21 protein-coding genes are annotated in these 23,462 nt (G+C 63.8%); 6 read left to right on the forward strand and 15 right to left on the reverse strand.

Annotation, left to right across the window (positions count from 1 at the left end; genetic code table 11):
• Positions 1 to 11 precede the first annotated feature (11 nt).
• Together secDF and yajC are read right to left on the reverse strand one after the other, a co-directional pair.
• Positions 12 to 2,564, reverse strand: coding sequence for a protein translocase subunit SecDF (secDF, locus tag ACSQ3Z_RS14845; protein ID WP_436172098.1), 2,553 nt, complete (start codon positions 2,562 to 2,564; stop codon positions 12 to 14).
• Positions 2,565 to 2,616: 52 nt separating this feature from the next.
• The gene (gene yajC / locus ACSQ3Z_RS14850) at positions 2,617 to 2,952 is read right to left on the reverse strand and encodes a preprotein translocase subunit YajC (RefSeq protein WP_120017843.1); all 336 of its coding nucleotides are present in this window, start codon (positions 2,950 to 2,952) and stop codon (positions 2,617 to 2,619) included.
• A 271-nt stretch (positions 2,953 to 3,223) separates the two neighbouring features.
• On the opposite strand from yajC, the gene ACSQ3Z_RS14855 reads away from it, so the two are divergent.
• Together ACSQ3Z_RS14855 and ACSQ3Z_RS14860 are read left to right on the forward strand one after the other, a co-directional pair.
• Positions 3,224 to 4,099, forward strand: coding sequence for an ATP-binding protein (locus tag ACSQ3Z_RS14855; RefSeq protein WP_436172099.1), 876 nt, complete (start codon positions 3,224 to 3,226; stop codon positions 4,097 to 4,099).
• 134 nt (positions 4,100 to 4,233) lie between these two features.
• Positions 4,234 to 5,064 (forward strand): isocitrate lyase/PEP mutase family protein, encoded by an 831-nt coding sequence (locus ACSQ3Z_RS14860; RefSeq protein ID WP_436172100.1) that lies wholly within the window; start codon positions 4,234 to 4,236, stop codon positions 5,062 to 5,064.
• 99 nt (positions 5,065 to 5,163) lie between these two features.
• Here the strand turns inward: ACSQ3Z_RS14860 and ACSQ3Z_RS14865 are convergent, their stop codons facing one another.
• The 13 genes from ACSQ3Z_RS14865 to ACSQ3Z_RS14925 form a co-directional block, all read right to left on the reverse strand.
• Positions 5,164 to 6,693, reverse strand: coding sequence for a peptidoglycan DD-metalloendopeptidase family protein (locus ACSQ3Z_RS14865; RefSeq protein WP_436172101.1), 1,530 nt, complete (start codon positions 6,691 to 6,693; stop codon positions 5,164 to 5,166).
• A gap of 142 nt (positions 6,694 to 6,835) precedes the next feature.
• Positions 6,836 to 7,489: a protein-L-isoaspartate(D-aspartate) O-methyltransferase gene (locus ACSQ3Z_RS14870; protein ID WP_436172102.1), complete on the reverse strand. Its 654-nt coding sequence runs from the start codon at positions 7,487 to 7,489 to the stop codon at positions 6,836 to 6,838.
• Entirely contained in the window at positions 7,486 to 8,244 is a 759-nt protein-coding gene (gene surE / locus ACSQ3Z_RS14875) for a 5'/3'-nucleotidase SurE (RefSeq protein WP_006203469.1), read from the reverse strand. Before surE ends, ACSQ3Z_RS14870 begins: the two co-directional genes overlap by 4 nt.
• Entirely contained in the window at positions 8,244 to 9,674 is a 1,431-nt protein-coding gene (serS, locus tag ACSQ3Z_RS14880) for a serine--tRNA ligase (protein ID WP_436172103.1), read from the reverse strand. Before serS ends, surE begins: the two co-directional genes overlap by 1 nt.
• 176 nt (positions 9,675 to 9,850) lie before the next feature.
• Positions 9,851 to 10,726 carry a twin-arginine translocase subunit TatC gene (gene tatC, locus ACSQ3Z_RS14885; protein WP_436172104.1) on the reverse strand — a complete coding sequence of 292 codons (876 nt, stop codon included), beginning with the start codon at positions 10,724 to 10,726 and terminating at the stop codon, positions 9,851 to 9,853.
• A complete protein-coding gene (gene tatB, locus ACSQ3Z_RS14890; RefSeq protein WP_436172105.1) occupies positions 10,723 to 11,436 on the reverse strand; it encodes a Sec-independent protein translocase protein TatB in 714 nt (237 codons plus the stop codon). The genes tatC and tatB overlap by 4 nt, the downstream gene beginning before the upstream one ends.
• 85 nt (positions 11,437 to 11,521) lie before the next feature.
• A complete protein-coding gene (locus tag ACSQ3Z_RS14895; RefSeq protein ID WP_006203465.1) occupies positions 11,522 to 11,743 on the reverse strand; it encodes a twin-arginine translocase TatA/TatE family subunit in 222 nt (73 codons plus the stop codon).
• A 179-nt stretch (positions 11,744 to 11,922) separates the two neighbouring features.
• A complete protein-coding gene (gene scpB, locus ACSQ3Z_RS14900) occupies positions 11,923 to 12,678 on the reverse strand; it encodes an SMC-Scp complex subunit ScpB (RefSeq protein WP_436172106.1) in 756 nt (251 codons plus the stop codon).
• Positions 12,675 to 13,475, reverse strand: coding sequence for a segregation and condensation protein A (locus ACSQ3Z_RS14905; protein WP_436173911.1), 801 nt, complete (start codon positions 13,473 to 13,475; stop codon positions 12,675 to 12,677). The genes scpB and ACSQ3Z_RS14905 overlap by 4 nt, the downstream gene beginning before the upstream one ends.
• Before the next feature lie 64 nt (positions 13,476 to 13,539).
• On the reverse strand, positions 13,540 to 14,559 hold the full coding sequence (nagZ, locus tag ACSQ3Z_RS14910) for a beta-N-acetylhexosaminidase (protein WP_436172107.1): 1,020 nt from the start codon (positions 14,557 to 14,559) through the stop codon (positions 13,540 to 13,542).
• A 134-nt stretch (positions 14,560 to 14,693) separates the two neighbouring features.
• Positions 14,694 to 18,194, reverse strand: coding sequence for an SPOR domain-containing protein (locus ACSQ3Z_RS14915; RefSeq protein WP_436172108.1), 3,501 nt, complete (start codon positions 18,192 to 18,194; stop codon positions 14,694 to 14,696).
• A 103-nt stretch (positions 18,195 to 18,297) separates the two neighbouring features.
• Entirely contained in the window at positions 18,298 to 20,055 is a 1,758-nt protein-coding gene (gene argS, locus ACSQ3Z_RS14920; RefSeq protein ID WP_436172109.1) for an arginine--tRNA ligase, read from the reverse strand.
• Between the two features lie 61 nt (positions 20,056 to 20,116).
• Positions 20,117 to 21,346: a deoxyguanosinetriphosphate triphosphohydrolase gene (locus tag ACSQ3Z_RS14925; RefSeq protein ID WP_436172110.1), complete on the reverse strand. Its 1,230-nt coding sequence runs from the start codon at positions 21,344 to 21,346 to the stop codon at positions 20,117 to 20,119.
• A gap of 70 nt (positions 21,347 to 21,416) precedes the next feature.
• Here ACSQ3Z_RS14925 and erpA point away from each other — a divergent pair, with 70 nt between their 5' ends.
• The 4 genes from erpA (at position 21,417) to ACSQ3Z_RS14945 (ending at position 23,381) form a co-directional block, all read left to right on the forward strand.
• Positions 21,417 to 21,764, forward strand: a complete 348-nt coding sequence (gene erpA / locus ACSQ3Z_RS14930; protein WP_436172111.1) for an iron-sulfur cluster insertion protein ErpA — start codon at positions 21,417 to 21,419, stop codon at positions 21,762 to 21,764.
• Positions 21,765 to 21,774: 10 nt separating this feature from the next.
• Positions 21,775 to 22,164: a VOC family protein gene (locus tag ACSQ3Z_RS14935; RefSeq protein ID WP_436172112.1), complete on the forward strand. Its 390-nt coding sequence runs from the start codon at positions 21,775 to 21,777 to the stop codon at positions 22,162 to 22,164.
• Positions 22,165 to 22,171: 7 nt separating this feature from the next.
• Entirely contained in the window at positions 22,172 to 22,966 is a 795-nt protein-coding gene (gene xth / locus ACSQ3Z_RS14940) for an exodeoxyribonuclease III (RefSeq protein WP_436172113.1), read from the forward strand.
• A gap of 79 nt (positions 22,967 to 23,045) precedes the next feature.
• A complete protein-coding gene (locus tag ACSQ3Z_RS14945) occupies positions 23,046 to 23,381 on the forward strand; it encodes a hypothetical protein (protein ID WP_436172114.1) in 336 nt (111 codons plus the stop codon).
• The last annotated feature ends 81 nt before the right edge of the window (positions 23,382 to 23,462 follow it).

The following is a 23,462-nucleotide window of genomic DNA, read 5'->3' on the forward strand; positions in this document are numbered from 1 at the left end:
TGGCGTGGTCGTCAGGTCGCCACGGCTTTGCCGCCATTCACCGGCTTCTCCTCGTCGGAGGTTGCGGCCTGCGGCCGCAACTTGAACAGGATCAGCAGCGGCGCGGCGATGAAGATCGACGAATAGGTGCCGAAGACCACGCCGAACAGCATCGCCAGCGTAAACGAGCGGATCACCTCGCCGCCGAACAGCACCAGCGCCAAAAGCGCCAGGATCGTCGTCACCGCGGTCAGCGTCGTTCTCGACAGCGTCTCGTTGATGGCGTTGTTCAGCAAATGCGGCAACGGCATCTTCTTGTATTTTCGCAGATCCTCGCGGACACGGTCATAAACGACGATCGTATCGTTCAACGAATAGCCGATGATGGTCAGGATCGCCGCCAGCGACGACTGGTTGAATTCGAGACCGGTGATGACGAAGAAGCCAAGTGTCATGACGATATCGTGCACGGTGGCAATGATGGCGCCGACCGCAAACTGCCATTCGAAGCGGAACCAGACATAGACCAGGATGCCGAACAGCGCGACAAGCATGGCGATGGTGCCTTGCTTGGCGAGTTCGCCGGAGACAGTCGGCCCCACCACTTCGACGCGGCGGAAATCATACTGGTCCTGCAGTTCGCCACGCACCTTGTCGATAACCGTCTGTTCGGCGTTCTCGCCACCGTCCTGCGTGCCGACGCGTATAAGCACGTCGGTCGGCTCGCCGAACTGCTGCACCTGCACCTCGCCGATGTTCAGCTCCGTCAGCCTGCTCCGGATATCGGCAAGATCGGCGTTGCCATTCTTGGCCTGCACCTCGATCAGCGAGCCGCCCTTGAAGTCGATGCCGTAATTGATGTCGACGGTCATGAACAGCACGACAGACAGGATCGACAGCACAGTCGACAGCGCGAACGTCAAGCGGCGGATGCCCATGAACGGTATTTTCGTGCCGGGCGGAACGAAGGTCACCGGTGGCCGCGGCAATTCCTTCGGGCGGGCGCGGCGTAGCCAGATCGACACCAGCAGCCGGGTGAAGGTAAAGGCGGTGAAGACAGTGGTCAGAATGCCGATAGCGAAGGTGATGGCAAACCCCTTCACCGGTCCGGTGCCGATCCAGAACAGCACCACTGTCGCGATCAGCGCCGTGACGTTCGAATCGACGATGGTCGCCAGAGCCTTGGTGAAACCGGTGTCGATCGCCTGGATTACCGATCGGCCGCTTCGTCGCTCCTCGCGAATGCGCTCATAGATGAGAACGTTGGAATCGACCGCCATGCCGATGGTCAGCACGATGCCGGCGATGCCAGGCAAGGTCAGTGTGGCGCCCAGCAGCGACAACAGCGCGATGATCATCGCCACATGCACCGCCAGGGCGATGTTGGCGAGGAAGCCTAGGAAGCCATAGGCGACGAACATGAACGCCACGACCAGGACCGAACCGATGATACCGGCGACCTTGCCGGCATGGATGGAATCCTGACCGAGGCCGGGACCGACGGTGCGCTCTTCGATCACGGTCAGCGTCGCCGGCAGTGCGCCGGCGCGCAACAGCACTGCCAGATCGTTGGCGCTTTGAGCCGTGAAATTTCCGGAAATCTGTCCGGAACCGCCCAGGATCGGCTCACGGATCACTGGCGCCGAGATCACCTGATTGTCGAGGACAATGGCAAACGGCTTGCCGACATTTTGGGATGTCGCTTGGCCAAAGCGCGACGCCCCCTTGGAATCGAAGGTGAACGAAACCACCGGCTCATTGGTCTGGGAATTGAACGTCGCTTGCGCATCGGCCAGGTTTTCGCCTGAAACGATGACGCGGTTCTCGATCAGATAGGGAACCGGCGGATCGTCCTGCGAATAGAGCACCGAGGAGCCAGCCGGCGGACGGCCGTTGAGCGCATCCTGCACCGGCATCGACTGGTCGACCAACTGGAAGGTCAGCTTGGCGGTCTGGCCGAGGATTTCCTTCAGCCGTTGCGGATCTTGCAGGCCCGGCACCTGGACCAGGATGCGGTCGTCGCCTTGCCGCTGCACGATCGGTTCGGTCGTGCCGAGCTCGTTGACACGGCGCTCGACGACTTCGATCGACTGCGTCAGCGCCGTCGACGTGCGGTATTTGATGCCGGCGTCGGTGACCGAGAATTTGAGCAGGCCGGGCTCGGAGTCATCCAGCGTCATCTCCTGGACGGAGCCGCCGGTGAACAGACCCGCTGCCACCGGAGTGGTCAATGGCTTCAGCGCCGTCTTGGCGGCATCGATCTGAGCGGGATCGGAGATGCGGACCTGCACGGTGCGGCCCGATCCGGACAGGCCGGTATAGCCAACCTTGGCGTCGCGCAGCAGCGTCCTGATCTCGTCGCGCGTCGTCTGCAGCCGGTCCTTGATCAGATCGTTCGGATCCATCCTGAGCAGGATGTGCGAGCCGCCCTGCAGATCGAGGCCGAGCGTCATCTGCCGCTTCGGTACCCAGTCAGGCAGCTTGGCCAATGTGCTGGCGGGGAACAGATTGGGCGCGGCGAGGACCACTGTGGCGGCCACGGCCAGCCAGATCAGGATCATCTTCAGGCGCGAGAAATAGAGCATTGGTTATCGTCCGTTCAGGCGTACAAGCGGCAGCGTTCCGCCTGGAATTGGATTATTTCTTGGCGTTCTGGTTCGCCACCGGCTCGCCCTTGACGCGCACGTCGGCGATCGTCGAACGCAATGCGGTCACCTTGGTGCCGCCGAGGTCAATCTCGAGCTCGTTGTCGTCGATCACCTTGGTCACCTTGCCGACGAAGCCGCCGCCGGTCACGACCGTATCGCCGCGGCGCACCGCCGCGAGCATTTCCTGGCGCTTCTTCAGCTGCGTGCGCTGCGGCCGGATGATTAGAAAATACATGATCACGAAAATCAGGACAAACGGCAAAATGCTGATGAACATGTCTGGCGAGGCGCCGACGCCCTGGGCGTATGCCGGTGTAACGAACATCAAGAAACTCCTGGATGGTGAAAACCGCCACAAAGCGGCCCCGCGAAATTTGGCCGGAATATAGTCGGTAAAGTTCCCAATGCAACTGCGCTAGCGGGCAAATCCGCCGCTTTTCCGGCCGTTGAGCCCGTGTTAGAGCATGGTCGCCGAAAGTCGGACGCGGCTTCCAGAAAAGATCATGCTCCAACAAAAGGTTGGAACCGGTTCTTATGCCGCCGCGAAAGAGTGGATTTCCGCCCGGCGCGCCCTGAAGCCAGAACAAAGACCAGACATGACCGACAGCACCATTGACGCCCTGAATCGGAAGCTCGACCGCCTGATCGAGGCGGTCGCCCGCCTCGCCCCGCCGCCGGTGCCGCAGACGGATATTGCCGCCGCAGATTGCTTCGTCTGGCAGGCCGATCCCGGCTATCTGGAACCGGTGCGCAAGGTCAATCGCGTCGACATCGGCCTGATCAGAGGCGTCGACCACGTGCGCGACATCCTTGTCGACAACACCGAGCGCTTCGCCGCCGGCTTTGCCGCCAACAACGTGCTGCTGTGGGGCGCGCGCGGCATGGGCAAGTCCTCGCTGGTCAAGGCGGTGCATGCCGCGGTCAACGCTTCCGACAAGCTCGACCTGCCGCTCAAGCTGATCGAAATCCACCGCGAGGACATCGACACGCTGCCGAAGCTGATGGCATTGCTGAAGGCGGCCCCCTTCCGCTTCATCCTGTTTTGCGACGACCTGTCGTTTGACCACGACGACACCTCCTACAAGTCGCTGAAGGCGGCGCTCGAAGGCGGCGTCGAGGGCCGCCCGGCCAATGTCATCTTCTATGCGACGTCGAACCGACGGCATCTGTTGCCGCGCGACATGATCGACAATGAGCGCTCCACCGCCATCAACCCGTCCGAGGCGGTCGAGGAAAAGGTCTCGCTTTCCGACCGTTTCGGCCTCTGGCTCGGCTTCCACAAATGCTCGCAGGACGAATATCTCGACATGATCGATGGCTATGTCCGCCATCACGGGCTGACAATCGACCCCGACACGCTGCGCGCCGAGGCGCTGGAATGGGCAACGACACGCGGCAGCCGTTCCGGACGCGTCGCCTGGCAATTCACCCAGGATCTGGCGGGCCGGCTCGGCAAGCCGCTCAAGGACTAGCAACGGTCATCTGAAACCGAAGGCATGTGAGCAGGCTGTCACAAGCGCCTGAGTGTTGCATCAGTGTTCTTTATTTGTTCCAAAACTTGTGCCATTTTCCATCAGACTCCCGCGACTCGAAAGGCTGAAGGGGAATGCAATTGGAAAGCAAGGGCACGGCGTTTCGCCGGCTTCATGAGGAGCCAGGCGCGTTCGTCATTCCCAATCCTTGGGACATCGGCACGGCACGGATTCTCGCAGCCATGGGTTTTCGTGCCCTCGCCACCACCAGCGCCGGCATGGCGTTCTCTCTTGGCGTCGCCGAGGGGCAGGTTTCGCGGGAGGCTACCCTAAGCCACTGCCGGGCCATCGCGGCGGCGACACCGCTCCCCGTCTCGGCCGATCTCGAAAAAGGCTTCGGCGACAGTCCGCAAAGTGCCGCCGAGACAATCGAGGCCGCTGCCGGCATCGGCCTGGCCGGATGTTCCCTCGAAGACCATACAGGCAGACGCGACGACCCGATCTACGACTTTGCACTCGCGGTCGAACGGATCGAGGCGGCCGCGCAGGCGCGTCGCGCACTGTCGGATGATTTCATCCTGACGGCACGCTGCGAGAACTTCTTGTGGGGGCGCCCTGATCTGGATGACACCATTCGCCGGTTGCGAGCTTTCGAGAAGGCGGGAGCCGATGTGCTCTATGCGCCCGGCCTCCATGACCTCGGCATGATCCGCACCGTCTGCGGTGCCGTGACGAAACCGGTCAATGTCGTGATGGGCATGCCAGGCGCGACTTTTGGTGTGGCCGAACTGGCAGACGCCGGCGTCAAGCGGATCAGTGTCGGCTCGGCGCTGGCACGGCTTGCTTTTGGCAGCTTCGTCCGCGCTGCGCGGGAAATGAGATCAGCAGGCACCTTCCGGTTTTCCGAGGAAGCCATGGGCTTCGCGGAGCTGGAGGGCTTCTTCACCGGATCGACGAAGGCCTGAGAGCCTCGCCGCTGGCGACTGAAAAAGCCCGCCCCTTGCGGAGCGGGCTGAGCCGGCAGGCCGGACTGGAGGTCAGACGGCCCGCAATCGTTTTTTGTTCTATTCGAGATAGCCCGACGGATCGACCGGGGCCGAGTTCTTGCGCACTTCGAAGTGCAGCTTCGGCGAGTCGGTGGTGCCACTCATGCCCGACAGCGCGATCTCCTGGCCGCGCTTGACCTTCTGGCCGCGCTGCACCTCGATCGAACTGGCATGGCCGTAGACGGTGACCAGCCCATTTTCGTGGCGCACCAGCACCGTGTTGCCGAATTCCTTGAGCCCGTCGCCGGCATAGATGACGACGCCGTTTTCCGCCGCCTTGACCGGTGTGCCCTCGGGAACCGCGATGTCGACGCCGTCTTTGCCGGAACCGAAGCTGGAGATCACGCGGCCGCGCACCGGCCAGCGCATCTTGCCGATGCCGGTGGCGTCCGGCGCCACCGCGTCGTCGTCCTCGGCCTGCTGGATGACCTTGGCATCCTTCTTCGGCGGCGTGTAGGACGCAAGCGTTTCGGTCGGCTTGGCCGCCGGCTGCGTGGTCGCTGTCGTGACGGGGTCGACCTTGACCGGCTTGGCGCTAGCCACCGTCGCCGTGCCGCCGGCCGGAACCTTCAGCGTCTGGCCTATCTTCAGCAGGCCGTCCTGCATGCCGTTCGCCTGCTTGAGCGCGGTCACGCTGACGCCGGTCTTCCTGGCAATGGCGGACAGCGAGTCGCCTTGCTGGACCGTGTAGGTGCCGCCGGCGCCTGCCGGCTTGGCCGCGGCCGCCTGCGTTACAGGCTTGGCGTTCTTCGGATCACTTGCGGCGGCCGACGCGTCGACCTGCGCGGCGGACTTGCCGTCCTTGAGCTTCGGCTGCTGCGGCAGCACGGCGAGCTTCTCCGGCGCGGTCGCCGGCGGCTTGGGGCTGTTCGCCGGCTTGGTGTCGGCAATTTTCGGCTGCGAGGCCTTGCTCGAATAGGCATAGGCCGGGATGACCAGCTTCTGGCCGGTCTTCAATCCCTTGGTCGCGCTCAGCCCGTTGACCTTCATGATCACGTCGGCCGGCACCTTATAGTGCTGCGCCAGGCCGGAGATGGTCTCGCCGTCCCTGACCACGATCTCGGTTGCATGCGGCGTGCCGCCCGCCGTCGCCATTTTCGGCGCATCGGGCTGCGCGTCCTTGAACGGCTTTGCCGCCGGGGCGACAGTGCCGGTGGTCGTCCTGTCGACATGCGTGGCGGGAGGCGCCAGCACAGGGGCCGAGGCGGTGCGCACCGGCTTCGCGGCGGGCGCCAGTGCCGGGGCCGGCTGAGAGACCGGCGGCAACTGCTGCACCGAAACCGGTTCCAGGCTGGAGCGGCTGACCGACTGGGTGTGGCTGCCATCGACCGGCGCGGGAGATGCCGCGACATCGCCCGGATAAGGTTGGGCGGCATCCTGTTTGTTGATGATGGCGCGCTGGTTGTTGGTCGAGGAGGTGAAGACGTCGTCGACACCATTGAATCGCGCGACCTGGGAACTGCATCCCGCGGCGGCGCCTGCAATCATGAGGACGGCGCAGCCACGCGCCAGATTGCGTCCGTTTGCCTTCAAAACACTGAATTGCATCGCACTAACCCGCACAGACCCGGTACAAACTAGGCATGATTAAAGCGCGTTAATGTTACTGGCCGGTTAACCCCTTAGAATCTGGCGAAAATTTTCTTAAAACATTTGGGAGGTCGGTTCCGGGTCCCGGACCGGCATCATTCTATATAACGGCGGCGACGCTGCGCAGGATCGGCTGCAGCCGCACGATGCCGATGTCCTCGCGCTCGAAACGGCTGCCGACCTTGGTCAGCTTGGCCACCACCTGCTCCCCCTCTTCCGGGCCGATCGGCGCGATGACGATGCCGCCGCTCGACAACTGGTCGAGCAGGAAGCGCGGCAGGCTGTCGAAGGCCGCCCAGGCGACGATGCGATCGAACGGCCCCTCACTGGGCAATCCATTGGAACCGTCCGCCTGCCGGGCGGCGACATTGCCGATGGCGAGCGCCTCGAAGCGCTGCCTGGCCTGCTCGGTCAGCGTCTTGTAGCGGTCGATGGTAACGATGCGCGCTGCGAGCCGCGACATCACCGCCGCCGTATAGCCCGATCCGGTGCCGATCTCGAGCACCCGGTTGCCCGGCTCGATGGCCAAAGCCGCGATCACCGCCGCCTGCAGGTCGGCGCCTTCGATCGCCTCGCCGCACTCGATCGGCAGCATGCCGTCCGACCAGGCGATTGCATGAAACTGTCCGGACAGGAAGCCGCGCCGCGGCGTCGCCTCGAAAGCGGCGATCAGGGCCTTCGGCACCGCGCCCCGGCCGCGCAAGCGCAGCAGGAAGGCGGCAAAACCTTCGCGGTCGTCGAGTGGCAGGGTCATGAAAGTGCCTTGGTCAGTTGGTCGCGGATTTCGTGGGCGGTGAGATCGAGCTGCAGCGGCGTCACCGACACCAGCCGGTTGCGCATGGCGTGGAGATCGGTGCCCTTCTTGCCTTCGACCGGCTCGCGGCCGAAGCGCAGCCAGTAATAAGGCAGGCCGCGCCCGTCGCGGCGCTCGTCGACCCACAGACTGTGCACGAGCTTGCCCTGCGATGTGACCACCGTGCCGGCGACTTCTTCGGGAAGGCAGTTCGGAAAGTTGACGTTGAGCAGCACGCCATCCGGCAGCGGCATGGCGACAAGCTTGTTGAGGAGCGCCGGCGCCAGCGCCTCGGTGGTCTCGTAGGGAACGACGCGATCCTCGCCGACATACGAGTAGGCCTGGCTGAGCGCGATCGAGCGGATGCCGAGCAGCGCGCCTTCCATGGCCCCGGCAACGGTGCCGGAATAGGTGACGTCGTCGGCAATGTTAGCGCCGGAATTGACGCCGGACAGGATCAGGTCCGGCGCTCCCGGCAGGATCTTCTTCACGCCCATGATGACGCAATCGGTCGGCGTGCCGCGCACGGCAAAATGCTTTTCGCCGATCTTGCGCAGCCGCAGCGGCTCCGAGATCGACAGCGAATGCGCGTAGCCGGACTGGTCCTGCTCCGGCGCCACCACCCAGACATCGTCCGACAGCGTGCGCGCGATGCGCTCGAGCGACGCCAGGCCCTCGGCATGGATGCCGTCGTCATTGGTGAGCAGGATGCGCATTATTTCGATTCGATCTTTGCCAGACCGCCCATGTAAGGCCGAAGCGCTTCAGGAATGGTTACGCTGCCATCCTCATTCTGGTAGTTCTCGATGACAGCAATAAGAGCGCGGCCGACGGCGGTACCCGAACCATTCAGCGTGTGGACGAAGCGGTTGCCCTTGCCGTCCTTGTCCTTGTAGCGGGCGTCCATGCGCCTGGCCTGGAAATCGCCACAGACCGAGCAGGACGAGATCTCGCGATAGGCGTTCTGGCCGGGCAGCCAGACCTCGATATCGTAGGTCTTGCGCGCGCCAAAACCCATGTCGCCGGTGCACAGCGTCATGGTGCGGAACGGCAGGCCGAGCCGCTTCAGCACTTCCTCGGCGCATCCGGTCATCCGCTCGTGCTCGGCGATTGACGACTCCTGATCGGTGATCGAAACCAGTTCGACCTTGTAGAACTGGTGCTGGCGCAGCATGCCACGCGTATCACGCCCTGCCGAACCTGCCTCCGAACGGAAGCAAGGCGTCAGCGCGGTATAGCGCAGCGGCAGTTTTTCGTGGGGCGTGATCTCCTCGCGCACGAGGTTGGTGAGTGGCACTTCGGCGGTGGGGATGAGCCAAAACTGTTCATGGGTATCGGCGCGCTCGTAAATCTCGTCCACCAACTCAAGGATAGAAATCTTGCCCTCGCGCAGGCGTTGAATATCACCATCCGTATGCTGGGCGAGAGCCTCCCGCCCTAACTTCGAACGTCCTGGGATATCGGCTCCAATAAAAAGGTCCTCTTTGAATTTTGGTAGCTGGCCGGTGCCTCGCATAGCAGCATCATTCACTAAAAGAGGCGGGTTCACTTCCTCATAGCCGTGCTCGGTCGTGTGCAGGTCGAGCATGAACTGGCCGAGTGCACGCTCCATGCGCGCCAGCCCGCTCTTCAGCACCGTGAAGCGCGAGCCGGACAGTTTCGCCGCGCGCTCGAAATCCATCATGCCGAGCGCTTCGCCGATCTCGAAATGCTCCTTCACCCAGTTCGGCCGCGTCGGCACCTTGCCGACGGTGCGCTTGACGACATTGCCGTGCTCGTCCTTGCCGACCGGCACGTCGTCGAGCGGCACATTGGGCAGCACCGCCAACACATCGTTCAGCGCCTTGTCGAGTTCGCGCTCGCGTGCTTCGCCATTCTGGATGAAGGCCTTGATCTCGCCGACCTCGGCCTTCAGCTTTTCGGCAAGTGCTGCGTCGCCCGAACGCATCGCATTGCCGATCTCTTTCGAGGCGGCGTTGCGGCGTTCCTGCCTGGTCTGCAGCTCGGTCAGATGCTCGCGCCGCGCCTCGTCCCTGGCAATCAGATCATCAACGGTGGATTGCGCGTCATCACCCGACCACGAGCGCTTCACCAGCGCGTCGACAAGGGTCTTCGGGTTGTCGCGAATCCATTTGATGTCAAGCATGGTCTGAACGCTCCTCGGGTAGCATGTCGCCCAAAAGTGCGCAGCGGTTTTGGGACAACGACATGCTTCAAACAAAACTGAAACGCATCGCTTTGATAGCGATGCGTTTCAGCCTGAGGGCGTAAACCGCATCCTTGATCGATGCAAGATCGGGCTTGGCGTCTTTTTCCGGTAGTCTACGAAGGAGCCTGCGTCGAGGACGCGTCCGCCGCCTTCTCCGCCACTTCTGCCGCGGCGTCCTGTTTCTCGCGCGCCAGGCGGTCCCGTTCCTTGCTGCGTTCGATCAGCCGCGCCGACCAGATGGCGACCTCGTAGAGCAGGATGGTCGGAATGGCGAGGCCGATCTGGCTCATCGGATCCGGCGGCGTCAGCACGGCCGCCACCACGAAGGCGATGACGATCGCCCATCTGCGCTTCTCGACCAACGCCTTGGACGACAGCATGCCCACCCTGGTCATCAGGCTGGTCACCACCGGCAGTTGGAACACCAGGCCGAAGGAGAAGATCAGCGTCATGATCAGGCTGAGATATTCCGACACTTTCGGCAGCAGCGATATCTGTACCTGGTCGTTGGTGCCGGCCTGCTGCATGGCGAGGAAGAACCACATCACCATGGGCGTGAAGAAGAAGTAGACCAGCGACGCGCCCATCAGGAACAGGATCGGCGAGGCGATCAGGAACGGCAGGAAGGCGTTGCGCTCGTTCTTGTAGAGGCCGGGCGCGATGAATTTGTAGATCTGCGTGGCGATCAGCGGAAAGGCGATGACCATGCCGCCGAACATGGCGAGCTTGACCTGGGTGAAGAAGAATTCCTGCGGCGCCGTGTAGATCAGCTCGACCTTGTGCGGGTCGAGCCCCGCCCATTGCGTCGCCCATTTGAATGGGATGACCAGAAGGTTGAACAACCGCTTGGCGAAGAAGAAGCAGACGAGGAAGGCGACGAAGAAGCCGCCGATCGACCAGATCAGCCGCCGCCGCAGCTCTATCAGATGCTCCATCAGCGGGGCCGACGACTTTTCGATCTCGTCCTTTTCCGTGTCCGAAACGCTCACTTGGCGGCTCCCGCCGTCTTGGCCGCTGGCTTTTTCGCCGGCGCAGGCTTCGACTCAGCCTTTGTCGCCGCCTTGGCGGCTACAGGCTTGGTAACTTTTGCAAGCGCCGGCTTGGCCGAAGCCTTCGCCACGGGGGCCGCCTTTGCCGGTGCTGCCTTGGCTGTAGCCGCCGGAGCCTTGGCTTGCTTCGATGCCGCCGCCTTCTTTGCCGGCGCCTTTTGCGGTGCTGGCGTTGCAGCCACTGCCGGTGTCACCACCGCATCGTCGGTCATCGCCGGAAAGATCGGTGCGGCCGGCGCCGCTTCCGGTCCGTTGACACCGGGCATCACCGTGGCGCCGTTCTTCAGCGGCTCGGTAGCCTGCGGCGTCTCTGCCGCCGGCGCTGCGGGATCGACGGCCGGCTTCGGCTTCATCGCCGCGTCGACGCCGGAGCGGACATCGGCAGCCGCCTGCTCGAACGGGTTGAGCTGCTTGCGGATCTCGGCCGCCGGATTGAGGCCTCGAAGGGAATCGACCGACTTCTTGACGTCGTCGAGTTCGGCTTCCTTCAGCGCCTCGTTGAACTGCTTCTGGAAGTCTGCGGCCATGGCGCGCAGCTTTGCCGTCGTGCGGCCGAAAGTGCGCAGCATATTGGGCAAATCCTTCGGCCCGACGACCACGATCATGACGATCGCGATCACCAGCATCTCGGTCCAGCCGACTTCAAACATGGCAATCTGTTCCGACTAATGCATGTCGCTCAAAAGTGCGACGCGGTTTTGGGACAACGACATGCACAAAGCAACAACCTTGGGCTCAGCTCTTGCTGGCTTTTTCCTTCGCCGCCGAAACGGTTTCATCGGCCCGGTGCTCGACGGTGCGCTTGTCGTCGGCAACCTCGTCGTCGGCCATGCCCTTCTTGAAGCTCTTGATGCCCTTGGCCATATCGCCCATCAGCTCGGGAATCTTGCCGCGGCCGAACACCAGCAACACGATCACCAGCACGATCAGCCAGTGCCAAATCGAAAATGAACCCATTGCAAATCTCTCTCGAACGGTTTCCCTGGCGATGATCTATGCGCATTCGCGTTGGGATTCAAACAGAACCGCGACAAAGTTTATGAAGGCGCGCCGGATGTCACGCATTTTCGGCGGTGCGGCCCGCTACCAATCGGCGCATCTACAGCCGGAAAGCGGCTTTTGACAGGGGCTTGCGGTCAATCTTCCGTGACGCGCGGCGTCAGCAGGCCAAGCTCCTCGAGATCGATGTCGGTCAGCGGGTCCTCGTCCTCAGTCAGCGCATCCGGGTCGGCCGGCGGCAGCGGCACCGAGAAATTCGACGGCATGCGCGTGGAAAGCAGCCCGGCGCCCTTCAGTTCCTCCATGCCGGGAAGGTCGCGGATCTCCTCCAGCGCGAAATGGTCGAGGAAGGATTCAGTGGTGCCGTAAGTGACGGGACGGCCGGGCGTCTTGCGCCGGCCGCGCATCCGCACCCATTCCGTTTCCATCAGCGTGTCCAGCGTGCCCTTAGAGGTTTCGACGCCTCTTATGTCCTCGATCTCGGCGCGCGTCACCGGCTGGTGGTAGGCGATGATCGCCAGCACTTCGAGCGCCGCGCGCGAAAGCTTCCTCTGCTGAACGGTATCGCGGCTCATCAGGAAGGCGAGGTCGCCGGCGGTGCGGAAGGCCCAGGCATCGCCGACGCGCACCAGATTGACGCCGCGCTTGGCGTAGATCTGCTGCAGATCGGCCATCGCCGCGGCAATGCAAACGCCATCGGGCAGGCGCGCGGCCAGTTGCTTCTCGCTGACCGGCTGGGCGCTGGCGAAGATGATCGCCTCGGCCATGCGCACGGCTTCCGACAGAAGCAGCCGCTCGGCCGGATTCTCGACCGTCCCCAGCTCGACGGCGCCTTCCTCGGTCTCGTCTTCGACCTTGAACGGAATGACCGAAGCGTTGGCGCGTTCGCTCATGCTACCACCTCGACTGCCTTGATGACTTGCGCGCGCCCGCGCAGATAGAGCGGCGCGAACACCTGGTCCTGCCGCATGTCAAATTTGCCTTCGCGCACTAGTTCGAGCGTCGCGGCAAACGAACTGGCGACCGCGGTGCGCCGCTCTTCCGGAGTGGACAGATATTCGATCAGGAAGGAGTCCAACGCCGTCCAGTCGCGTAGCGTTCCGGTCAGCCTGATCAGGATGTCGCGCGCGTCCTTGAGCGACCAGACGCCGCGCCTGGCGATCGTCACATTGTTGATCGCCTGCTTCTGGCGCTGCTGCGCATAGGCGGTCAAGAGATCGTAGAGCGAGGCTGAATAGGTGTTGCGCTTCTCGATGATGACCATTTCCGGCATGCCGCGCGCGAACACGTCGCGGCCGAGCCGGTTGCGGTTGACCAGCCTGGCCGAGGCGTCGCGCATGGCTTCCAGCCGCTTCAGCCGGAACTGCAGCACGGCCGCCAGTTCCTCGCCGCTCTCGCCTTCCTCGCCCGGTTGCTTGGGGATCAGAAGCTTCGACTTGAGGAAGGCAAGCCATGCCGCCATCACCAGATAGTCGGCGGCAAGCTCCAGCCGCAGCACCCTCACCTTCTCGACGAAGGCCAGATATTGCTCGGCCAGCGCCAGGATCGAGATGCGCGCCAGATCGACCTTCTGGTTGCGCGCCAGGTGCAGAAGCAGATCGAGCGGGCCTTCGAAGCCGGCCACGTCGACGACCAGCGACGGATCGCCGGTCAGCCGGGAATCGTCGTTCTCGGCCCACAGACGGTCCATCGGTGCGGCCTTCGCGGCCTTGCTGTCCAATGTTTCCGCCACTGCCTTCGTCTCTTTCCTCTGCTCAGGCCACCGCGTCGAAATAGGTGGCAAACTCAGCGCGTATCGCGGTTTCTTCAGCCGCGTCGCGGTCCTTTATATAGGTCAGTGCCCACTCGGCGCGCGCAAGCGACTTGCCTTCAAGCCCCGTGGTCCGTGATGCAATGCCGGACATCTCCTCGAAAACGCCATTGCAGTGAAGGACGAGATCGCAGCCCGCCGCAAGGATCGCGGCCGCCTTTGTCGGGAAATCCCCAGAAAGTGCCTTCATCGAGGTGTCGTCGCTCATCAACAGCCCGTCGAAGCCGATGTCGCCGCGGATAATGTCGTTGACGACTTTTGCCGAGGTCGTCGCCGGATTGCTCGGATCGATGGCGCTATAGACGACATGCGCCGTCATCGCCATCGGCAGATGGTTGAGCGCCTTGAACGGGGCGAAATCATGCCGCCGCAGCTGATCCATGGGCGTATCGACGGTCGGCAGTTCGAAATGCGTGTCGGCAAAGGCCCGTCCGTGCCCGGGAATGTGCTTCATCACCGGCAGCACGCCGCCCGACATCAGGCCCTCGGCCGCCGCGCGGCCAAGCTCGATGACGGCTCCTGGCTCCTTGCCATAGGCGCGGGCGCCGATGACGTCGCTGGCGCCCTCGATCGGCACGTCGAGCACCGGCAGGCAGTCTGCGGTGATGCCGAGGCGCAGCAGATCGAAGGCATGCAGCCGCGCCATCAGCCAGGCTGCGCGCGTGCCTGCCGCTCGGTCGTTCCGCCACAACGCGCCGAGCGCGCCGCCGGCCGGATAGTTCGGCGCCAGCGGCGGCCGCAGGCGCTGCACCCGGCCGCCTTCCTGGTCGATGAACACCGGCGCGTCTGGGCGGCCGATGCAGTCGCGCATCGAGGCGACCAGATCGCGGATCTGTTCGGTGTCGCCGATGTTGCGGGCGAACAGAATGAAGCCCCAGGGCCGCTCGCCGCGGTAGAAGCGGATTTCCTCTGATGTCAGCGATTTCCCGGCACAGCCGAGGATCATGGATTTTGATTCGGTCATGGCAACAAGCTTAAGGCTTCGCGCGAGCAAAGGGAATCATCCCGGATCGTTCGCCTCGGAATGCCCATTCCCTTCCACATGAAAAACCGGCGCGGCCTTTCGGCTGCGCCGGTTTTCGGGTTGGTTTTGGCTGATCAGCGCGACACGAAGCAGTTGCCGCCGGCCGCCTTGTAGCTGGTGCAAAGATTGATCGCATCGTTGCGCGACTGCGCCGGAACGCGGACGCGGTAGAAGGTTCCCTTGCCGGCGATCTCGGCCTTGACGATGTTGGCGGTGCGGCCGGAAAGCACGCTGCCATAACGGCGCTGCAGGTCCTGGTAGGTCGACTGGGCGCTCTCGACCGTCGGCTGCGAAGCGATCTGCATCGACCACGAACCACCACCTGCCGCGGCTGCGGTCGGCGATATGGAGGCGACCTGGTCGGGCTTGACCTCACCGACCACGTCGACCGGCTGGTCGGATGGGCGCTGCGGCGGCACCGGAACCGTGGCCGACGTGTTCGCCGACTGCGTGTTGGCGGACTGGGCCTTGGCTTCGGCCTTCGGCGTGGGGGCCGCCGCCGGCTCGAGCGGCTTGGCGGTCTCGGCCTGGTCGGTAGCAGCCTGATCGGTCGGCTGATCGCTTGCCTGGTCGGTCGCGGGCGCCACGGTACCGGTCTGCTCCGCGTCGGACTGCGCCGCCGGAGCGACAAGCTGCGGTGCCGGATCGGTCGGTTCGGCCGCGGCAACCTGCGGGGCCGCCTGCGCCGGATCCTCACGCGGAACCAGCGAGCCGTCGGGCTTGACCATCATGGTCCTGACCTTGCGCGGCGCAACGGCGGCGACTTCCGGGTTGGTACCCTTGTCGGCCTCCTGCAAGACCTGCGCGATGCGGTCCTCGGATTTCGGCGCCGGCGCGGCATCGGCATTCCCGGATGCCTCCACGCCCGGCATCGCGGCCGCGGGGGCATTGCCCGCTGCATCCGTGCCGGGAGCGGCATCGGTATCGTCGGGTGAAAGATCGACGACGCGGCTTTCCGGCTCCTTGGCTTTCACGTCCACCGGCTCTTCAGTGTTGGTGACCAGCTTCTCCTGCACAGGCTCAGCCGGCTTGGTGCCCTTGGCCACAGCGTCATAGACCTTGTTGTCCTGGTTCGGCACCACGGCGCCGCCCGGGTTTTCCGGCTTGACCTTGATCGGCGCGTTGTCGGCCTTGACGATCACGGGCGCTTCGCTGCCGCCCTTGCCGCCCAGCGACAAGGCAAAGGCGCCGAGGCCACCGGCGATCGCCACCGCGCCGACGATCGCGGCGACCATCAGGCCGCGGCTGCGCGGCTTGGCAGCCTCGCGCTCGGCCAGACCGGGCACCGACATCGCCTCGTCCAGTTCAGGATCGTAGTCGAGCTCGTCGACGGCGAAATCGTCAGCCTGCGAAACCGGCTTGCTACCGAGCAGATTGTTTATGCCGAAGCTGCTCGCGGCAGCAGCGTGGGAAGCGGTCGCCGTCGCGGCGGCCACTTCGTCCGGCTTCGCCGCATAGGCGGGCGCCTCGCCTCGGTCATAGCCCGGCTTGAACCCGGCACTGTAGGTATCGTCTTCATAGGCCGTGCTGCGCGCCGGTGTCGCGGGCACCTCGGTGGCGTTCATCTCGGTCAGCAAACCGGCGAATTCGGCCTCGAGATCGTCATAGGCGGACGACGCCGGCTGATCCTCTTCGAAGTTGAGCTCGGGAATATCGAGGTCGTCGGCCAGCGCGACCACGCGCTCCGGCACGTCGACCGTCTCGACATCAGGCATCTCGTCATAGCGAGGCTGTTCGTGCCGCACCGGCTCGGGCTCGACTTGGGCGGCGACCTCTTCGACCGACTCCTGCCGGTACGCGGGCGCGGCGGAAACCGGCGCTGAAGCAACCGGCGGCGCCGAGGCCATAGGCTGGGCCGAGAACGAAGCCTGCACCGGAGGAGCGGCGACCGGTGTCACCCGGCTCCACGAACGGGCCGGTTCTGGCGGCGTCGAGCGCATCCAGTCCGCCGAATGGGCAAAGCCTTCCCCGACAGCGGTGCGCCCCGCTTCATCGTGGCCAAGGTCCGATACATCGTGACCACGGTCCGATACATCGTGGCCAAGGTCCGACTGGTCGTGACCAAGATCCGACTGGTCGTGATCAAGGTCCGATTCGTGACCAAGGTCCGATTCATCATGACCAGGGTTGATACCTCTGGCAAAGGCAGCATCGAACGCCTCGTCGTCGAACGCGACGTCTGGAGCTGCCACAGTCTCGGCCCTGAAATCCTCACCATCGAGCCCGCCGGCGAGATCAATGTCGAGATCGGCGTCGACAGCCTGGGCCGCCTCATGATGCTGCGTCTCGGCAGGCTCATGTTCGTCAAGGTCCCAATCGAGTTCTTCGATGGGATCGGCCTGCTGGGCAGCGGCCGTTTCCGCCACGACTGCCGGCTGTTGAACCGGCGCGGGCTCCTTCGCGGCGACGGGGACCGGCCGCGCGGTCATGGCGCCAAGCAGCGCATTCAGCTCATCTTCCAGGCTCCGATCGTCTGCGGCGGCAACCGGCTTTGCCGGCTCGGCCGCAACCGCGGCGGGCGCCATCGGCTCCGCGGCGGGGGTTTCGGCAACCTGCTCTTCGTCCGCCTCGGGCTGCGCCTCGTCGATGCCGAGGTCGAAATCGTCGTCAAACGCGTCCTGCGCGGCAAGCTCGGGAACATCGTCATTGTCGGCTTCGGCGACATAAGCCGCCTCGACAGGTGCTTCGACAGCTTCGACAGGTGTTTCGACAGCCAGGGGCTCATCGATTTCGGCGGGCTCTTCGGCACGGACATCGAAATCCATATCGACGTCGGCCATACCCATATCGACATCGGCCATCGCCTCGTCGAAATGGTCGGAAAACTCCGCTTCGGGAATCTGACGGTCAGCTTCCTCGGCAATCTGGACCGGCGCCGGATGTTCGACAGCGGCAGCAGTGGCGTGATGATCCTCCGCCGGCACTTCTTCGTCGAACGGCGCGTGGTCGTCGAGTGTCAGCTCGTCCTCGAGCGACAAGGAAACGGCATTATCCAAGTCGTCATCGAATGCGGCTTCGACCGCCGGCGCGGCGTGCTCTGCTGCGCCATGTTCGGCCGTGTCGGCCATGGGATGATCGTCAAGCTGGAATTCCTGATCGAGTGACGCGGCAAGCTCGGCGTCCATCGGCAGGTCGTCGTCGAGCGGCGACACGTCTTCCAGCGAGCTGGCAACCGCCTGATCGAAATCATCACCGAAGGCAGCTTCGACCTGCGGCGCGGCAACCTCGGCGACGGGCGCAAAGTGATCCGCAGGGTCGTCGAATACGAAATCCTGTTCGAGCGAAGCCGCAAGCTCGTCGTTCATCCTGGCGGCAACGGATTCGAAAGCCGGCTCCTGGCGCTGCGCGGCGCCCTCATCGGCGTCGAATTCGCCCATCAGCTCCTTCTCGAGGTCGATATCGAAATCACCCTCTTCGGCAAGCGGGTCGGCCGGAGCAGCCTTCGGCGCTGCAGGCGCCTGCGGCTTTACCGGCTGGCGTGGGTCGAAACCCATGATCCGGGTCAGTTCCGCGAACGGATCATCGTCAGCGATGTCGTTATGGTCGGCTGCTCTCAGCTGGGTTCTGTCTGCCATTATTGTTCCCGAACTCGCACACATTCGGACGCCATGGACGTCGCGCAGGGTTGGCCCATACCAGCGCAATGTGGGCAAAAGGTGACAGGTTTTTTAGTCAAACCTAACGCATTTCCGTGGGCGCATCAGCCCCAATAAGCGTTAGGCCGGACGTCAAAACGTCCGATACAGCCTGCACCAGCCCTAGTCTGGCATACGTCAATTGTCGGTCGTTAACCTTAACAAAACGTAAGTCGGGATTATCGGTGCCCCGGTTCCAATGTCCATGGAAGCTGGACGCGAGATCGTAGAGGTAGAATGCCAGCCTGTGCGGCTCCAGCGCAAGGGCCGCGGATTCGATTAGCCGGGGATATTCAGCCAGCTTCCGGATCAGGCCGATTTCGCCCTCGTCGGTCAGCGACGCCACTGCCGCGGCCAGCCTGTTGCGATCGAAATTGGCCTCGCCCAGTTGCTCGCTCGCCTGACGGAACACCGAATGGCAGCGCGCCGAGGCGTACTGAACGTAGAACACCGGATTGTCCTTGGACTGCTCGGTCACCTTGGCGAAATCGAAATCGAGCGGCGCATCGTTCTTGCGGTAGAGCATCATGAAGCGGATCGGGTCGCGGCCGACCTCTTCCACCACTTCGCGCAGCGTGACGAAATCACCCGACCGCTTCGACATGCGCACCGGTTCGCCGTCGCGGAACAGCTTCACCAGCTGGCACAGCAGCACGGTGAGCTTGACCTCGTCGCCGGCAATCGCGCGCGCCAGCGCCTCCAGCCGCTTGACGTAGCCGCCATGGTCGGCGCCGAGCACATAGATCAGGTCGATGAAGCCGCGGTCGACCTTGTCCTTGAGATAGGCGACGTCGGCGGCAAAATAGGTGAACGAGCCGTCCGACTTGACCAGCGCCCGATCCATGTCGTCGCCGACCGCGGTCGAGCGAAACAGCGTCTGCTCGCGGTCTTCCCAGTCGTCCGGCTTCTCGCCCTTGGGCGGCGGCAGCTTGCCCTTGTAGATATGCCCCTTCAGCGTCAGGTCGCTGATCGCCGCGCGGATCTTCCTGGCATTGTCGGCATGCAGCGTGCGCTCGGAGAAGAACACGTCGTGATGCACGTTGAGCAGCGCCAGGTCGTCGCGGATCATCGCCATCATCGCATCGATCGTGCGGTCCTTGACGATGGGGAGCGCCTCGTCCTCAGGCATCTGCAGAAGCTTCTGACCGAATTCCTTGGCCAGCGCCTGGCCGACCGGAACGAGATAGTCGCCGGGGTAAAGGCCTGGCGGTATCTCGCCGATCGTCTCGCCGAGCGCCTCGCGGTAGCGCAGCATCACCGAACGTCCGAGCACGTCGATCTGCGAGCCGGCATCGTTGATGACATACTCCTTGGTCACGTCGTAACCGGCGAAAGCCATCAAATTGGCCAGCGTGTCGCCGACCACGGCGCCCCGGCAATGGCCGACATGCATCGGGCCGGTCGGGTTGGCCGAGACATATTCGACGTTGGCCTTCCTGTTGCCGCCGATCGTCGAGCGGCCATAGTTGCGGCCCTCGCCAAGCAAGGCCGTAAGATGCGCCTGCCAGAACCCGTCCTTGAGCCTGAGATTGACGAAGCCGGGACCGGCGACGTCGGCAGCCGAGATGTCGGCATCGGTGCGCAGCGCCTCGGCCAGTCTTTCAGCCAGCGCGCGCGGGTTCTGCCCGGTGGGCTTGGCCAGCACCATCGCCGCATTGGTCGCGAGATCGCCATGGCTGGCGTCGCGCGGCGGCTCGACGGCAATGCGCGACAGGTCCGGCGAAACGCCATCCTTGTCTTTCAAATCAAGGGCTTCGACGGCTTTGATGATTCGCGCGGTGAAATCGGCGAAGATATTCATGGGTGTGCTCTGGCGGCTTTGCAGGGAATCCGGCTCGTTGGCCGGCAAAATCGCGCCCGCCCTAGCTTAAATCCGGCGTATGGTCAAACAAGCGCCTGTGCTCCTTGAGGGCATAAGTGTCTGTCATCCCGGCCAGGAAATCGGCGACGCTGCGCGCCTTGATGCGATCCTCGGCCCGGTCGAGACCTTCCCGCCAGCCGTCGGGCATGGCGCGCGGGTCGGCGAAATAGACGTCGAACAGGTCCCTGACGATCTGTTCGGCATCGCCACGCACCCGCATCACCTCGCTGTGCCGGTAGAGGTGCTTATAGAGGAAGGCCTTCAGTTCCTTCTCGGTCGCGGCCATGCCGGCCGAGAAGGTCACCATCGTCTCGCCCGCGGCCCGCACCGCATCGGCGCTTTCCGGCTTCAGGCGCTTGAGGTTGGCGGTGGTGGAGGCAATCACGTCCTCGACCATCATGGTGATCTGCCGGCGCATCAGCTCGTGCCCGGTGCGCACGGCATCGAGCGCCGGATAGCGCGCGCGCACGCCCACTAGGATCGAGCCCGGCAGGGTGACGCCTTCCAGCATGTCGAGCGTCAGGAAGCCCGACCTGAGGCCATCGTCGATGTCATGGGTGTTGTAGGCGATGTCGTCGGCGATCGCCGCGCATTGCGCCTCGATGCCGGCGAAACGATCGAGTTCCAGGTCGTGCAATTCCGAATAGTCGCGGATCGCTTGCGGCACCGGACCCTTCAGGCCCTTGCCGTTCGCATCCGTCAGCGGGCCGTTGTGCTTGACCAGCCCTTCCAGCGTTTCCCAGGTCAGGTTCAGCCCGTCGAATTCGGCATAGCGCCGCTCCAGCCGCGTCACCACGCGCAGCGACTGTGCATTGTGGTCGAAGCCGCCCCAGGCGGCCATCTTCTCGTTCAGCGCCTCCTCGCCGGTATGGCCGAAGGGCGTGTGGCCGAAATCATGCACCAGTGCCACCGCCTCGGCGAGATCCTCGTCGCCGCGCAACGCCCGCGCGAGCGCCCGCGCGATCTGCGCCACCTCGATCGAATGCGTGAGCCTTGTGCGGTAGTGGTCGCCCTCATGGGCGACGAACACCTGCGTCTTGTGCTTCAGCCGGCGAAAGGCCGTCGAATGGATGATGCGGTCGCGGTCGCGCTGGAACGGCGTGCGGGTCGGGCTCTCCAGCTCGTCGAACAGCCGCCCGCGCGAGCGCGCCGGATCGCTGGCATAGGCCGCGCGCGGCCGATAGCCGAATCCGATGTCGCCGAGAGCATCCCTGTCTTGCCGCTCGCCCATTCATCCACCAGTTGACTTGGTCCCCCGCGCTTCATACCTATCATATGAAACCGAAAGCAAGGTGACGCCCATGGGCGCGGATGCCAAGACCGCCATGAAAGTCGAGATGACCGACGCCGCTGCCAAGCGAATCGCCAAGATTGTTTCGGGCGAAGCCGGCAAGACGGCGTTGCGTGTTTCCGTCGAAGGCGGCGGTTGCTCCGGCTTCTCCTACAAGTTCGACCTGGTCGACACCCGCAACGACGACGACGTGGCCATCGAGAAGGACGGCGCCACCGTGCTCATCGACGATCTGTCACTGGTCTATATGGGCGGCTCGGTGATCGATTTCGTCGACGACCTGATGGGCCAGTCGTTCCAGATCAGGAACCCGAACGCGGTCGCCTCCTGCGGCTGCGGCACCAGTTTCTCAGTCTAGCGACATCGCGATGCCTGTCATCGGCGCGGTCCGTCAGGTCGCGCTCTCGGCCGGGCGCGACCTCGACGTCACGCTAGCGTTCTGGCGCGACGTGCTCGGCATGCGCGTCCACGCGCGCTACGATCCGCCCGGCATCGCCTTCATCATGGCCGGCGACGTGCGCCTGTTCTTCACCGATGGCGTGCCGGCGGGGATCGTCTATCTCGACATAGCGGGGCTCGAAGCCTTTCACGCCGAAGCGAAGGCGTCGGGCATTCCCTTCACCGCGCCGCCGGCGCTCGTCCATCGTGATACGGAGGGTCAGTTCGGGCCGGCGGGGGAAAGCGAATGGATGGCCTTTCTAAAGGACCCGGCAGGCAATACGATCGGCCTCGTCGAACGTCTTCCGCCAGATTCCTGAGGCTGCCATGAAAATCGTCACCTGGAACATCAACGGCGTTCGCGCCCGTATCGGCAACCTCACCCATTGGCTCACGGAAAGCGCGCCCGACATCGTCTGCCTGCAGGAGATCAAGACCGTCGACGAGCAGTTCCCGCGCGCCGAGATCGAGGCGCTGGGCTACAATGTCGAGACCCATGGCCAGAAGGGTTTCAATGGCGTCGCCATCCTGTCGAAGCTGCGCTTCGACGAGGTCAATCGCGGCCTGCCGGGCGACGACGCCGACGAGCAGGCGCGTTTCATCGAAGGCGTGTTCTCGACCGACAAGGGCGCTTTGCGCGTTGCCTCGCTCTATCTGCCGAACGGCAATCCGATCGATGACGAGAAGAAGTTTCCCTACAAGCTGTCCTGGATGGCGCGGCTGGAACGCTGGGCCGAGCAACGGCTATTGCTGGAAGAGGCGCTGGTGCTGGCCGGCGACTACAACGTCATCCCCGAGCCGATCGACGCGAAATTCCCGGAAAACTGGCTGCGCGACGCACTGTTCCAGCCGCAGACCCGGCAGGCTTTCCGCCGGCTGAAGAATCTCGGCTTCACCGAAGCGGTGCGCACCGTCACCGACACGGCAGACGCCTACACCTTCTGGGACTATCAGGCCGGGGCCTGGCAGAAGAACAACGGCATCCGCATCGACCATCTGCTGCTGTCGCCCGAAGCCGCCAATCGCTTTTCCTCGGCCTCGATCGAAAAGCATGTGCGCGCCTGGGAAAAGCCGTCCGACCATGTGCCGGTAGCGATCGACCTGGCGCTGCAGCCGGCCTGAGCGGCCCGGCCAGGGCGGGCCGGCACGAGCCAAGCGGACCTCTTATCGCCACAAATCGCGCGTTTGATGCGAAATCATCATGGTGGCCGGGGTTCCCATGACTATCCGATCCGTTCTCTGCCCGATTGTCTGCGGGCTCGCGATGGCAAGTGCCACGCTTGCGATGGCAGGCGCCACGCCGGTTCTCGCCGCGCAGGAATGCCTCGCCAACGGCAAATCATTCCAGGTTGGTCAGGTCGCCTGCCTGACACTGGGTGATGAGAGCCACCTCGCCCGCTGCGAGATGGTGCTCAACAACACCTCGTGGACCAAGATCCACGACGATTGCCCGGCAAACACACCGCCGCGGCTGCACCCCACGTCGATCTCGACACCGGTGCCAAGCCTGGTGCCGACGGAGTCGACCGAAAACTGATTTGCCTGAGAGCCGATCTCCCCCCTTATTGGGGAGATGTCCGGCAGGACAGAGGGGGGCGCGAAGGATCGCTTACCTTTC

Origin of the sequence: Mesorhizobium sp. LjNodule214, assembly GCF_964252735.1 — a bacterium.
Taxonomy (GTDB): domain Bacteria; phylum Pseudomonadota; class Alphaproteobacteria; order Rhizobiales; family Rhizobiaceae; genus Mesorhizobium.